The organism is Flavobacterium hydrophilum (assembly GCF_003202405.1).
Classification (GTDB): domain Bacteria; phylum Bacteroidota; class Bacteroidia; order Flavobacteriales; family Flavobacteriaceae; genus Flavobacterium; species Flavobacterium hydrophilum.
Window position 1 is genome coordinate 1 of record NZ_QJHL01000001.1, and the last position, 14,009, is coordinate 14,009.

11 protein-coding genes, 2 tRNA genes and 1 rRNA gene are annotated in these 14,009 nt (G+C 33.7%); 10 read left to right on the forward strand and 4 right to left on the reverse strand.

Annotation, left to right across the window (positions count from 1 at the left end):
- From rrf to pafA, 4 genes are all read left to right on the forward strand, one after another.
- A 5S ribosomal RNA gene (rrf, locus tag DMB68_RS00005) occupies window positions 1-87 on the forward strand; the annotation flags it as partial.
- 45 nt (window positions 88-132) lie between these two features.
- Window positions 133-205, forward strand: a tRNA-Phe gene (locus DMB68_RS00010).
- Window positions 206-212: 7 nt separating this feature from the next.
- Window positions 213-298, forward strand: a tRNA-Leu gene (locus DMB68_RS00015).
- Between the two features lie 317 nt (window positions 299-615).
- Window positions 616-2,232: an alkaline phosphatase PafA gene (gene pafA / locus DMB68_RS00020; protein WP_110344653.1), complete on the forward strand. Its 1,617-nt coding sequence runs from the start codon at window positions 616-618 to the stop codon at window positions 2,230-2,232.
- 123 nt (window positions 2,233-2,355) lie between these two features.
- On the opposite strand, the gene ald is transcribed toward pafA, so the two are convergent.
- Entirely contained in the window at window positions 2,356-3,474 is a 1,119-nt protein-coding gene (ald, locus tag DMB68_RS00025; RefSeq protein WP_110344654.1) for an alanine dehydrogenase, read from the reverse strand.
- Between the two features lie 200 nt (window positions 3,475-3,674).
- Here ald and DMB68_RS00030 point away from each other — a divergent pair, with 200 nt between their 5' ends.
- Complete coding sequence (locus tag DMB68_RS00030; protein ID WP_110344655.1) at window positions 3,675-4,133, forward strand: Lrp/AsnC family transcriptional regulator; 459 nt, start codon at window positions 3,675-3,677, stop codon at window positions 4,131-4,133.
- A 59-nt stretch (window positions 4,134-4,192) separates the two neighbouring features.
- Here DMB68_RS00030 and DMB68_RS00035 read toward each other — a convergent pair whose 3' ends face one another.
- Both DMB68_RS00035 and DMB68_RS00040 read right to left on the reverse strand, forming a co-directional pair.
- Window positions 4,193-5,641, reverse strand: coding sequence for a glyceraldehyde-3-phosphate dehydrogenase (locus DMB68_RS00035; RefSeq protein ID WP_110344656.1), 1,449 nt, complete (start codon window positions 5,639-5,641; stop codon window positions 4,193-4,195).
- 182 nt (window positions 5,642-5,823) lie between these two features.
- Window positions 5,824-7,224 (reverse strand): trypsin-like peptidase domain-containing protein, encoded by a 1,401-nt coding sequence (locus tag DMB68_RS00040; RefSeq protein WP_110344657.1) that lies wholly within the window; start codon window positions 7,222-7,224, stop codon window positions 5,824-5,826.
- Window positions 7,225-7,547: 323 nt separating this feature from the next.
- On the opposite strand from DMB68_RS00040, the gene dapF reads away from it, so the two are divergent.
- The 5 genes from dapF to DMB68_RS00065 all read left to right on the forward strand — a co-directional run bounded on the left by dapF (window position 7,548) and on the right by DMB68_RS00065 (window position 11,598).
- Window positions 7,548-8,330 carry a diaminopimelate epimerase gene (gene dapF / locus DMB68_RS00045; protein ID WP_110344658.1) on the forward strand — a complete coding sequence of 261 codons (783 nt, stop codon included), beginning with the start codon at window positions 7,548-7,550 and terminating at the stop codon, window positions 8,328-8,330.
- A gap of 23 nt (window positions 8,331-8,353) precedes the next feature.
- Window positions 8,354-8,887, forward strand: a complete 534-nt coding sequence (locus DMB68_RS00050) for a GNAT family N-acetyltransferase (protein WP_110344659.1) — start codon at window positions 8,354-8,356, stop codon at window positions 8,885-8,887.
- Between the two features lie 10 nt (window positions 8,888-8,897).
- Entirely contained in the window at window positions 8,898-9,938 is a 1,041-nt protein-coding gene (gene mltG, locus DMB68_RS00055; protein WP_110344660.1) for an endolytic transglycosylase MltG, read from the forward strand.
- 2 nt (window positions 9,939-9,940) lie between these two features.
- Window positions 9,941-10,861 (forward strand): DUF2279 domain-containing protein, encoded by a 921-nt coding sequence (locus DMB68_RS00060; RefSeq protein WP_110344661.1) that lies wholly within the window; start codon window positions 9,941-9,943, stop codon window positions 10,859-10,861.
- Between the two features lie 98 nt (window positions 10,862-10,959).
- Complete coding sequence (locus tag DMB68_RS00065) at window positions 10,960-11,598, forward strand: peptidoglycan-binding protein LysM (RefSeq protein WP_110344662.1); 639 nt, start codon at window positions 10,960-10,962, stop codon at window positions 11,596-11,598.
- Window positions 11,599-11,659: 61 nt separating this feature from the next.
- Here the strand turns inward: DMB68_RS00065 and scpA are convergent, their stop codons facing one another.
- A complete protein-coding gene (gene scpA, locus DMB68_RS00070; protein ID WP_110344663.1) occupies window positions 11,660-13,798 on the reverse strand; it encodes a methylmalonyl-CoA mutase in 2,139 nt (712 codons plus the stop codon).
- Window positions 13,799-14,009: the final 211 nt, after the last annotated feature.

Genomic DNA, 14,009 nt, shown 5'->3' on the forward strand with positions numbered 1-14,009 from the left:
TCACCTCTTCCCATCCCGAACAGAGAAGTTAAGCCCGCCTGCGCAGATGGTACTGCAATTATGTGGGAGAGTATGTCGTCGCCTTTCTTTGAAAACCCTATTCTTATGGATAGGGTTTTTTGTTTTAAATGAGGTACCTTAGCTCAGATGGTAGAGCAATGGACTGAAAATCCATGTGTCCCTGGTTCGATCCCTGGAGGTACCACAAGAATGCTCGGATGGTGAAATTGGTAGACACGCTGGACTTAAAATCCAGTGGACAGCAATGTCCGTGCGGGTTCAAGTCCCGCTCTGAGTACTGAAAACTCCAATTGGCTATGGCTGATTGGAGTTTTTTTTTTCTTAATGAAATTACTTGCTTAAAAACTGAAGCTTCCCGATGTTCCATACTGCGCTAGGGATGCAAGGGGAATCCTTTTGTGAGCCCTTATATTCCTGTATCATACCAAAACTGCCTGAACGAAAGATACACCGTAAAGCCCGCCCCGTAGAGAAACGCTAAAAAGAGTTTTATACTTCTGTTAAATTTTGATCAATTTTAATTTTAAATTTATGTATGTTTAGCCTTTCCAGATACGAATCTGTATTTTTGCTTTAAATATTTATAAGTTGACTATGAAAAAAAGTATTGTATTGTTGGTGCTATTTGTTATTTCAAATCTAGCTGCTCAACAACGTCCTAAGCTGGTTGTTGGAATTGTAGTTGATCAGATGAAAATGGAATATTTATATCGATTTTCGAATGATTTTTCTCCAAACGGATTTAAAAGATTAATGAATAATGGATATACTTTTCAAAATATGCATTATAATTATGTGCCTACATATACAGCTCCGGGTCATGCATCAATTTATACTGGTACTACACCTGCAACACATGGGATTGTAGGAAATGAATGGTTTAGCAGAACTCTTGGAAAGCAAATGTATTGCACAGATGATGCTTCTGTAAAAACAGTTGGAAACGGAACTGCAGATGAAGGAGAAATGTCTCCAAAAAACCTGCAAAGTACAACCATTACTGACGAAGTTAGAATGGCTACAAATTTTCAGGGAAAAGTTATTGGAATGAGCCTTAAAGATCGTGGTGCCATTTTACCAGCTGGGCATTTTGCTAATTGGGCTTTTTGGTACAGTAAAACAGGTTCTTTTATTTCCAGTACTTTTTATGGAGAAAAATTACCAGAATGGGTATCCGAATTTAATAATGAGAAAAATTATCTGAAATACATAAATAAGGGTTGGGATTTGTATAAACCTGCTTCAACTTACAATGAAAGCCTTCCGGATGATAATCCTTATGAAGGGAAATTATATGGCAGTTCTGCTCCTGTTTTTCCGTATGACCTGAAAACAATGTATGAGAAAAATGATGCCGGAATTTTGAGATCTACTCCTTATGGAAATGATTTATTAGCGGATTTTGCAAAAAAAGCAATTGAAAAAGAAGAGTTGGGTAAAGATAATATTACGGATTTCCTGACGGTGAGTTTCTCTTCTACTGATTATGTTGGCCATTTATTAGGGCCACGTTCAATGGAACTTCAGGATACTTATTTGCGGCTAGACCAAACGATAGCTGATTTTTTAGCTTATCTGGATAAAACGGTAGGAAAAAATAATTATTTACTGTTCTTAACCGCTGATCATGCAGGAGCAGAGAATGTTATTTACTTGAAAGACAGGAAATATGATGTTGATAATTATCCGTCAAAAGATTTTAGAAAGAGTTTGCAGGATTTCTCTGTGAAAACATTTGGAGTAGATTTACTTTTGAATTATTCTAATTTTAATATCTTCTTCAATAAACAGATTATTAAAGATAAAGGTTTAGATTTAGTAAAAGTAAAACAAGCATTTAAAGAATTTTTGATTTCGTTACCACAGGTTAAAAAAGTATATACTGAAGAAGAAATTTTAGCTAATTCAGGAAATGATTATTATTTGAATTTCGTAGCAAAAGGATATGATGTAACACAGGATGGTGATATGGTTTTAATTGGTAAACCAGGCGTTATTGAATATTTACCAACTGGTACTTCACACGGAACGGCTTACACTTACGATACCCATGTGCCAGCAATTTTTTATGGTTGGCATATTAAAAAAGGCGAATCTTATGATAAAAAGGCGATTACTGAAATTGCACCAACCATTGCTCAAAAAATAAAAGTTACTTTTCCTAATGGAACAGAAGCTAAAGTAATGCAGGAAGTTTTGGATGAAAAATAATATTTTAGATATAAATTTATACCTGTCTTTAAAGACAGGTTTTTTTATGCAAAAAAAAAATGCTTTTCAGTTTTTTGAAAAGCATTTTTTCGTGTGAATTAGTAAACACTATCTTAGTAATAACTATGCGTTTGTTAGTGCTAATTCTTCATTGAAAGGAAGATTCCATGCTTCGGCAACTCCTTTGTAAAGGATTTTTCCGTTTGCGATGTTCAAGCCTTTTTTCAATTCTTCGTTTTCATTACAAGCTTTTTCCCAGCCTTTATTTGCTAATTGTACAGCGTAAGGCAAAGTAGCATTTGTTAAAGCTAAAGTAGATGTATAAGGAACAGCTCCCGGCATATTTGCTACGCAGTAGTGAACAATATCATCAATAATAAAAGTTGGATTTTCGTGAGTTGTTGGTGTACAGGTTTCGATACAACCTCCCTGATCTACAGCCACGTCAACAACAACAGTACCAGGGCGCATTAATTTTAGCATATCACGTGTAATTAAGTGAGGAGCTTTCGCTCCTGGAATTAAAACCGCTCCAACAATTAAATCAGCGTCTTTAATAGCTCTTGTAATATTGTAGTGGTTTGACATTTCTGTATTTACATTTGCCGGCATAATATCATCTAATTGACGTAAACGTGGCAAGCTTAAATCCATAATGGTTACCTGAGCACCTAAACCAGCAGCCATTTTTGCAGCCTGAGTTCCTACGATTCCTCCACCTAAGACTAAAACTTTTGCAGGAGGAACGCCTGGTACGCCGCCTAAAAGAATTCCTCTTCCTTTTAATGGTTTTTCAAGATATTTTGCTCCTTGCTGAATCGCCATACGTCCTGCAACTTCAGACATTGGAACTAATAAAGGCAAGCTTCGGTCAGTCTTTTCTACAGTCTCATAAGCTAAACAAACCGCTCCTTTTTCAAGCATTGCATGAGTTAATTCTTCTGAAGATGCAAAGTGAAAATAAGTGAAAAGTAATTGATCCTTTTTTATCAAAGGATATTCAGAAGCAATTGGTTCTTTTACTTTGATAATCATTTCTGCAATTGCATAAACGTCTTCAATAGTTGGTAAAACTAAAGCACCAGCTTGAATATATTCTTCATCAGCAAAACCACTTCCTAAACCGGCAGTAGACTGAACATAAACTGTATGTCCGTGTTTTTTCATTTCAGAAACTCCTGCAGGAGTTAAAGCAACACGGTTTTCATTATTCTTAATTTCTTTTGGAACACCTATTATCATTTTGTTATGATTTTTGTTTTTTATTGAGTTTGTGTTACAAATTTATTGATAGAGAATTTATTATTGATAATAATGATTTAAATAAGAAAATATTATTTTATTTTCTATTTTTACAGAAAAATATTCTTTACGGATTCCTTTTTATTTCTTTAAAAAGAAAAAATGACTGATTTGGATTAATTATAGAAAACGTTTTCGTTATGGCTTTAGATGAAATTGATAAAAAAATCTTACGTCTTTTACAGGAAAATGCTCATTATACACTGAAAGACATTGCAAACAAAATAAATTTGTCATTAACACCAGTTCATGATCGGGTTAAACGTCTTGAGAAAGAAGGTGTTATAGAGAAATATGTTTCAATTTTAAACAAGAAAAAATTAGGGAATAATCTAACTGTTTATTGTCAGGTAACCTTAACAAAACAGACTTATGACACATCTGAAGGTTTTAACCAGTCGATTTTAAATATGCCTGAAGTGGTAGAGTGTAATTATGTTTCGGGAAATTTTGATTATATGCTGAAAATTATCATTCCGGATATGGAAAGTTATCATCATTTTCATCAAAAGAAATTATCTGTTTTATCTGAAGTCTCATTAATTAATACTGTGTTTGTAATTTCTGAAGTAAAGAGCACAACCGTACTTCCTATTTAAAACAAAAACCACCAGAAAAATTCTGATGGTTTAAGAAATGGTTGGTTTTGGTTTTTATATTAATAGTAAGTGAATCTCCTAACTTTTGCAATATACTTTGCTAAACGTATGACCTGATGGCTATAGCCGTATTCATTGTCATACCAAATATAAAGAATGATATTTTTTCCGTCTTTAGAAACGATAGTTGCATTACTGTCATAAATTGCAGGCGCAGAAGTTCCAACAATGTCGGATGAAACGAGTTCATTGTTCAATGAGTATTTAATTTGTTCCACTAATTCGCCTTCTAAGGCATATTTCTTCATTATTTTATTTACAGCAGTCATTGAGGTTGCTTTTTTAACTTCTAAGTTTACAACTACCAAAGATCCGTTTGGTACCGGAACCCTAATAGCATTTGAAGTCAGTTTTCCTTCAAGTGACGGAATTGCTTTTGCGACTGCATTTCCTGCTCCTGTTTCAGTAATAACCATGTTTAAGGCTGCAGCTCTTCCACGACGGTATTTTTTGTGCATATTATCAACAAGATTCTGATCGTTTGTATAGGCGTGAATAGTTTCCAGATGGCCTTTTGCAATCCCTAAACTATCTTCAATAACTTTTAAAATAGGAGTTATAGCATTTGTAGTACATGATGCTGCCGAAAAAATAGCTGTCTCATCCGGATTGTATTCATTATGGTTTACGCCATATACAATATTTGGAACCCCTTTTCCGGGTGCCGTCAACAATACTTTACTGACTCCTTTTGAAATTAAATGTTTTTTTAAAGCTTCTTCAGATGTAAAAGCTCCACTGTTGTCAATGACAAGTGCATCATTAATTCCGTATTGTGTATAATCTATTTCTTCAGGCGAATTTGCGTTGATTATGTTTACTGTAGTTCCGTTAATAATCAAAGCATTATTTTTGGAGTCTGCTGTCACTGAACCCTGGATATTTCCGTGAATTGAATCATGCCTCAATAAAGAAGCTCTTTTCTCTAAAAGCACTGCATCTATTTTATCCCGGGTCACAATTGCTCTCAGGCGCAACTGGTTTCCTTTTCCGGTTTTTGACATTAGTTCTCTTGCCAATAAACGTCCAATTCTTCCAAAGCCATACAGAACGACATCTTTAGGCTGAATTTCTTTAGATGATTTGGCTTTTTTTAATTTATCCATTACAAAATATCTGGCATCCGGATATTTTTCTTCTTCCAGCTGATATTCATAAGTCAATTTTCCAAGATCTAATTTAGCAGGTGGAAAATCTAATGATAAAATGACCTTTGCAATTTCAACAGAATCAAAAATGCTAATTGGCTTGCCGACGAATTCTCCTGCATATTGATGCAAGTTGATAATGTCACTGACATTTTTATCCAGTAATTGATTTTTAAATAAAACCATTTCGATGGATTTGTCATACCATAAATCACTGATGACTTTAATTAATTCGACTCCGGCTCTTCTTCGGTCGACTTGTAGGGATACTTCTTTTTGGTACAAAGTTTTGTTGTTCATAATTGACTGAATTAAAAAAATAAAACGCTCACTATTTTAAAATTTTGCGCAAAACTACTTATTTCAATCGATTTCGTAAGCTATTTTGTGATTTATTTTTTAAAACAAAAAAAAGCCACCTTAATTTTTTTAAGATGGCTTTGGGTAATTTAGTTTCAGTTTGAAACTTATATGTAAGTGTTTTAAATGATAATTCTAAAGATTTCTCCGTTTTTATTTATCATTTCAATTCGGACGCTTTGACCTTCGTCTTTTTTATTTAAAAGTTTAGAAACAGTTTCAACATTTGTAGCTTTTATGTTGTCAATGCTTAAAATAATACTGCCCTGCAATTCATTTTGGTACTGCATCAAATTTTCATTTGTAATGTTTTTGATTTTTACACCATAATCAATTCTGAACTTCTTTTTATCGGTACCAGTAATGTCTTCTAATTCGATTCCTTTAAACTCGGCACTAAAAAACTCATTTTTGCTTAATGTTACCGGAACAACTTTAGATTTTCCTTCTCGAATATAGGTTACCTGTACAATATCATTTGGTCTTTTGGTATTGATATAGCCAGAAAGATCGGCAAAAGTCGAAATATTCTGATTGTCTAATTTTACAATGATGTCACCTTTTGTAAGACCCGCTTTTTGAGCTCCGGATTTAGGGGTAACCTTATTGATATAAAAGCCCTGTGTTTCAGAAATACCTAATTCTTTGGAAGCATTGCTATTTAATTCGCCACCTTCAACACCCAAAATTCCTCTTTGTACATTTCCGAATTCCATAATATCTTCAACAATTTTACGGGCATTGTTTGATGGAACAGCAAAAGAATACCCAACATATGATCCGGTCATTGAAGAAATCATAGTATTAATCCCGATTAATTCTCCACGGGTATTAACTAATGCTCCGCCACTATTTCCAGGGTTTACGGCGGCATCGGTCTGAATAAAGGACTGGATTCCGCTGGTGTCTAAATTTCTGGCTTTCGCCGAAACAATCCCGGCTGTAACAGTCGAAGTTAAGTTATAAGGATTTCCAACGGCTAAAACCCATTCTCCAACCTTTACACTATCAGAATTTGCAAAAGCAGTGTAAGGCAATTTTTCGTTGGCATCAATTTTCAATAAAGCAATATCCATTTTGGAATCTGTTCCAATTAGTTTTGCTTTATATGATTTTTTATTGTTTAATGTAATTTCAATTTCGGTTGCGTCTTTAATAACATGATTGTTGGTTACAATGTAACCATCTTCAGAAATTATAACTCCGGAACCTGTTCCAACCTGTTCCTGCTGTTGTCCTCCACCGTAGCCATAGAAAAATTCCATCATAGGATTACTAACAGTTCTGCGGGAAACATTTTTAACGTGAACAACAGTATGAATTGTTTTATCAGCAGCTTCAGTAAAATCTACTGTTTCGGCAGCCAGACCAACATTTCTGCCAAATGAATTTGGGGCAAGAGTAACAACAGAATTTTCTCTTCCCAATAAAGAACTGCTGCCGTCAAATAATAATTTGTAAGCACCAAGAGTAGTAGCACCACTCAATAATGACACTAAAAATAAGCTTGAAAATCTTTTCATAATTAGGATTTATGTTTAAGTTACTAACGTAAAATTAAAGGAAAAAATTATTTTGAAAAATGGTTTAACGCTCTTTAACAGTGATTAACATTTTATTAATTAATAGTGTGTTAAAAATGATGCTATTTAACATATTGAGTCTGAAATTAAAGGGTTTAAATGAGATGATTTGTTTTATAATTCTAAAATTGTGATATTGGGATAAATAATATTAAAATTTTAACATTAAATTTTTCGAAGTCATTTAGTGCAAGATGATTTAACAAATTACAATAAATGGTTAATTAATAGTTCGTACTTTTGTATTTTATAATCCAACAGAAATGCAAATAGAATTTTATAAATATCAGGGCACCGGAAACGATTTTGTAATGATTGACAATCGTTCAGGTTTCTTTCCAAAAGAAGATATAAAACTTGTGGAACGTTTATGCGACAGACGTTTCGGAATTGGTGCTGACGGACTTATTTTACTGGAGAATGATTCAGAAACTGATTTCAGAATGGTTTATTATAATTCAGATGGTAACGAAAGTTCAATGTGTGGTAACGGAGGTCGTTGTTTAGTGGCGTTTGCTAATCAATTGGGAGTTATCGAAAATAAAACCACTTTTATTGCTACAGATGGTTTACATCATGCAACAGTAAATGATGATTCAATTGTTTCATTGCAGATGATTGATGTTGATGAAGTTCAAAAGAAAGAATCATATACTTTTTTAAACACCGGTTCGCCTCATCATGTACAAATTGTAGATGATTTGGAACATTATAATGTAAAAGAAAACGGAGCTGCACTTCGCTACGGAGAATTGTACGGACAAAAGGGAAGCAATATCAATTTTGTAAAAAAAATAAATGATTCTGAATTTTCACTTCGAACTTACGAAAGAGGAGTAGAAGATGAAACGTTAGCTTGCGGAACCGGTGCAACAGCTGTTGCAATTGCTATGAATGCAACAGGTCAAACAGATAAAACTTCGATTGATATAAATGTTGAAGGTGGAAAACTGGCGGTTTCTTTTGATAAATTAGGAGAACATTTTATGAATGTTTTTTTAATTGGTCCGGCAAAATTTGTTTTTAAAGGGACAATCGAAATTTAATTTTCCAGAAATCTGAAGTTGTAATGATAACTCTCAAAGGCAAAACTATCTATCTACGCGCATTAGAACCTAATGATTTAGAATTTGTATATGCTATGGAAAACGATCAGAACATTTGGGAAGTCAGCAATACTAATACGCCCTATAGCCGTTACTTAATTAGACAATATCTTGAAAATGCTCAACAAGATATTTATGAGGCTAAACAATTGCGTCTGGCGATTTGTCAGGATGAAGATTTTCCGGCCATAGGATTGATCGATTTATTTGAATTTGACCCTAAAAATAACAGGGCAGGGGTTGGTATTGTAATTCAAAACAAGGAAAATAGAAATCAAAACATTGGTTCTGAGGCTTTAGAGTTATTAATTAAATATTCTTTTTACAATTTAAATTTACATCAATTGTATGCAAATATTAGTGTAGGAAATGTAGCAAGTATAGCTCTTTTTACTAAATTTGGCTTTGAGCAAACAGGAATTAAAAAAGATTGGATCTTGCTAAATGGACAGTATCAGGACGAAGCAATTTTTCAGTTAATTAACAAACAAATTTAAATTTTAAACTTTGAAATTAAAAAAGATTATCACGATAGTTGCCGTAGCCGTTATTTCAGTTTTGATGATTTACGGATTTATTTTAATTAGCAAAATTTTTAGTGCCAATACTAAATTTGAAGAAAAAGAACTTTATGTTTATGTCCCTACTGATGCGACTTATGCAGATGTCAAAAAAATATTAGAACCTTATATTAAGAATTTCGACAATTTTGAAATGGTAGCCAGTAAACGCAGCTATCCTGAAAATGTAAAATCAGGTCGTTTTTTACTTAAAAAAGATATGAACAATATTGATTTAGTTCGTGCAATGCGTTCTAATGTTCCGGTTAAACTGGCTTTTAATAATCAGGAACGCTTAGAGAATTTTGCAGGAAGAATAGGTTCTCAAATAGAAGCTGATAGTTTATCACTTTTGAAAGCAATTAAAGATTCTACTTTCTTAAAACAAAATGGCTTTAATGAAGAAAATGTTTTTGCCATGTTTATTCCAAATACTTATGAAGTGTACTGGAATACTTCTGCAGTAAAATTCCGTGATAAGATGATTAAGGAATACCACAATTTCTGGACAGCAGAAAGAATTGAAAAAGCTAAAAAACAAGGACTAACACCAGTTCAGGCTACAATTTTAGCTTCTATTGTACATAAAGAATCCGTTAAAAAAGATGAAAGACCAAGAATTGCAGGTGTTTATTTAAATCGTTTGCGTTTAGAAATGCCTTTACAAGCTGATCCAACAGTGATTTATGCTTTAAAATTACGTGACAATAATTTCGATCAGGTTATCAAAAGAGTATTTTATAACGATTTGATTATGAGATCTCCTTATAATACTTATGTAAATATAGGACTTCCTCCAGGACCAATTGCGATGCCGGATATAACTGCAGTGGAAGCTGTTTTAGCTCCTGAGAAACACGATTATATCTATTTCTGCGCCAGTATCGATCGTTTTGGCTATCATGAATTTGCTTCATCTTATGAACAGCACACCATTAATGCAAAAAAATATTCAGACTGGATTGCCAGTCAGGGCGTAACAAGATAGTTTTGAATTTTAAATTTCCATTTTTTTTATTGGTTTTATCTTTTTTGAGCTTTCAGGCTATTGAAGCCCAAAGTAAAATCGAAACTTTTTTAGAGCCTTCGGATACTTTAAATAAAAGAAGACAAAATACTGTTATCATATCTGAAGCTACTCTGGCTTCGGCTACGTTAATTGGTTTGAATCAGATTTGGTATGCAGATTATGCCAAATCTGATTTTCATTTTATAAATGATAATGATGAATGGCTTCAAATGGATAAAGTTGGACATTTTTATTCTGCTTATCATTTAGGAAGGTTTGGTGCTGAAGCCCTTAATTGGAGCGGAGCAAGTTCTAAAAATCAATTGATTTACGGAGCTGGTATTGGTTTTGTTTTTCTTACTGCTGTTGAAGTTTTAGATGGATATTCTGCAGAATGGGGTGCGTCTTCAGGGGATTTAATTGCTAATGCAGCGGGAACTGCTTTATATGTTTCTCAGGAGTTACTCTGGAAAGAACAGCGAATTACACCTAAATTTTCCTTTCATACTACTCACTACGCAAAACAAAATCCTGATAAACTTGGAAGTTCACTTAATGAACAGATTTTAAAAGATTACAATGGACAGACTTATTGGCTATCTGTAAACCTGTATTCTTTTGCTAAAGAAACAAAAATTCCGAAATGGTTAAATGTAGCTTTAGGATATGGAGGTGAAGCAATGCTATCCGGAAATAATAAAAATGAAAATCTTGTTTTGGGGCAAAAAGTAGAAAATTTTCGTCAGATTTATCTTTCTTTTGATGTCAATTTAGCTAAAATTAACACAAAATCGCATTTTTTAAAAACTGTTTTTTCCATTTTTAACACAATTAAAATTCCGGCTCCAACGCTTGAATATACCGCCAATAAAGGGCTTAAAGGACATTTGATTTATTTTTAAAAATGATAATTCGTTGATTATCAGTGTTGTTTTTAATTTCTTAACTTTGCATCGTAGAAATTTCAAAAAGGTGACAGCGTTTTGAAGAAAAACAATTTATGATAAAGAAATGGTATTTTTATGCGGGTTTAGTCGTTATTATTACATTTTTAAGTTTGGGTTTCAAACCCTTTAACCGGGAGACCAAGTCCTGGTTTTTAACAGAAAAAACAGATGGATCAGAATACATTTTTCCATCACAAGAAGAGGATGATTATCCTAATTTAAATGTCCCATACACCGGAAATCATTTTATTGGTTTCAAAGAAGCAGTTGCTTTTAAAGAATCTCAGGGAAAATACCGAAAAGTAAATTCTATTGGGTACATGGGTAAATACCAATTTGGATCCCAAACTTTAAGATCTGTAGGTGTTCACAATGAAAAAGCATTTTTAAAAAATCCTGCTTTACAAGAAAAAGCATTTATCGCTTTGCTTTCTAAAAATAAATGGATTTTGCGTCGTGAAATTCATAAGTATGAAGGCAAAACCATCAATGGAGTTGAAATTACCGAATCAGGAATTTTAGCAGCAGCCCATTTAGGAGGTGCAGGTTCTGTAAAAAACTTCTTCAAAAACAAAGGAAACAGGCATTTTAGGGATGCTTACGGCACTTCATTAAGAAGTTATATGAAAGCCTTTGGAGGTTACGACCTCTCTTATATTGAGGCAGATAGTAACGCAACAATTAACGATTAAGAATTAAATGCATAAAAAAATCCCGAATATATCGGGATTTTTTTATGCATTTAATTTTCTTCTAATCAATTAATATTTCTAAGATTTTGATTGCTGCTTCACTAATTTTTGTACCAGGTCCAAAAACGGCAATTGCTCCGGCATCAAATAAATATTGATAGTCCTGAGAAGGAATTACACCTCCAACAATAACCATAATGTCTTCACGGCCGTGTTTTTTAAGTTCTTCAATCACTTGTGGAACTAATGTTTTGTGACCTGCTGCCAATGATGAAATGCCTAAAATATGAACGTCATTTTCAACAGCTTGTTTTGCGGCTTCAGACGGAGTCTGAAATAACGGTCCGATATCAACATCAAAACCTACATCAGCGTAGCCTGTTGCTACTACTTTTGCGCCCCTATCGTGTCCGTCTTGCCCCATTTTGGCAATCATGATTCTCGGGCGTCTTCCTTCTTGTTTTGCAAAAACGTCAGCTAACTGCTTCGCTTTTTCAAAATTTTCATCGTTTTTAATTGCTGCACTATACACGCCACTAATAGATTTTATTTGTGCTTTGAACCTGCCAAAAACACTTTCGAGAGCATTACTGATTTCACCTAAAGTTGCTCTGTTTCTCGCAGCTTCAATAGCAATTTCCAGTAAATTTCCCTGGCCGGATTTAGCACAATGAATTAATTTTTCGAGTGATTGGTTTACTTTTTCAGTATTTCTGATTGTTTTTATTGTTGATAGACGTTCAATTTGCTGTTTTCGAACCATTTGGTTATCTACATCTAAAATGTGCAAAGGATCTTCTTTTTCTAATCTAAATTTATTTACGCCTACAATAATATCTTGTCCGCTGTCAATTCTTGCTTGTTTTTTTGCAGCAGCCTCTTCAATTCTAAGTTTTGGAATTCCGGTTTCAATGGCTTTTGTCATTCCGCCCAATTCTTCTACTTCTTCAATAAGCTTCCAGGTTTTCTCTACCATTTCATTGGTAAGGCTTTCGATATAATAACTTCCTGCCCAGGGATCTACTGTTTTGGTTATTTTAGTTTCTTCCTGTAAAAAAATCTGAGTGTTACGCGCGATTCTTGCAGAAAAGTCTGTTGGTAAGGCAATTGCTTCATCAAGAGCATTGGTGTGTAATGATTGTGTTCCTCCAAAGACAGCTGCGGAAGCTTCGATACAAGTTCGGGTTACATTATTAAAAGGATCCTGTTCTGTTAAACTCCACCCACTTGTCTGGCAGTGCGTTCTTAAAATTAATGATTTATCACTTTTTGGATTGAATTGTTTTACCAATTTTGCCCAAATCATTCTTCCGGCTCTCATTTTAGCAATTTCCATAAAATGATTCATACCTATAGCCCAAAAAAATGATAATCTGGGGGCAAATTCATCAATAGTCATTCCTGTTGATAATCCCGTTCTGATGTATTCTAAACCATCTGCGAGTGTATAAGCCAGTTCAATATGAGCTGTTGCACCTGCTTCCTGCATGTGGTAGCCTGAAATTGAGATAGAATTGAATTTTGGCATTTTTTTGCTTGTAAATGCAAAAATATCGGCAATGATTTTCATAGATGGCGTTGGCGGATAAATATAGGTATTACGAACCATGAACTCTTTTAAAATATCGTTTTGTATGGTTCCTGAAAGTTTTTCGGTAGCAACTCCCTGTTCTTCTGCTGCAACGATATAAAAAGCCATGATGGGTAAAACAGCGCCATTCATAGTCATCGATACCGACATTTCATCTAATGGAATCTGATCAAAAAGCACTTTCATGTCTTCAACAGAATCAATAGCTACACCCGCTTTCCCTACATCTCCCACAACCCTTTCATGATCTGAATCGTAGCCCCGATGTGTTGGCAAATCAAAAGCAATGGATAATCCTTTTTGTCCGGCGGCTAAATTTCGTCTGTAAAAAGCATTGCTTTCTTCTGCAGTTGAAAATCCTGCATATTGACGAATTGTCCATGGTTTTCTCACATACATAGTTGCGTAAGGACCTCGCAAGTTTGGTGCAAAACCTGCCCCAAAATCTAAAAAATCCAATTCTTCAATATCTTTTTCAGAATAGTTTTTTTTGATTTCGATTCCTTCTGCTGTGGTAAAGTTTTGAGTTATACGTTCAGAGTTATGCGTCAGTTCGTCTAACGTCTCACTTTTAACATCTATCTTGATATGTCTAAGGTCTTTTCTCATTTTTATATGGATAACTAATGAAGATTTTTAAGTCCATTAATCAAATTATTAATTACTATATAATAAGGTAAATAATAAAATAATATTCCTAACAGTAAAGCAGTGGTTGCTATAAAAATCTTTTTATAGTTTTTATATGTAATCCCAATAGTAAAATAGATTAAACAAGTAATTATCATAATTAATGATAATATCCAAAAAACAATAAAAT

Coding starts and splice junctions, on each gene's coding strand:
- DMB68_RS00040 (WP_110344657.1), bottom strand. CDS start 7,224: ATGAAAAGATTTTCAAGCTTATTTTTAGTGTCATTATTGAGTGGTGCT.
- DMB68_RS00030 (WP_110344655.1), top strand. CDS start 3,675: ATGGCTTTAGATGAAATTGATAAAAAAATCTTACGTCTTTTACAGGAA.
- DMB68_RS00065 (WP_110344662.1), top strand. CDS start 10,960: ATGATAAAGAAATGGTATTTTTATGCGGGTTTAGTCGTTATTATTACA.
- DMB68_RS00035 (WP_110344656.1), bottom strand. CDS start 5,641: ATGAACAACAAAACTTTGTACCAAAAAGAAGTATCCCTACAAGTCGAC.
- DMB68_RS00050 (WP_110344659.1), top strand. CDS start 8,354: ATGATAACTCTCAAAGGCAAAACTATCTATCTACGCGCATTAGAACCT.
- scpA (WP_110344663.1), bottom strand. CDS start 13,798: ATGAGAAAAGACCTTAGACATATCAAGATAGATGTTAAAAGTGAGACG.
- dapF (WP_110344658.1), top strand. CDS start 7,548: ATGCAAATAGAATTTTATAAATATCAGGGCACCGGAAACGATTTTGTA.
- ald (WP_110344654.1), bottom strand. CDS start 3,474: ATGATAATAGGTGTTCCAAAAGAAATTAAGAATAATGAAAACCGTGTT.
- pafA (WP_110344653.1), top strand. CDS start 616: ATGAAAAAAAGTATTGTATTGTTGGTGCTATTTGTTATTTCAAATCTA.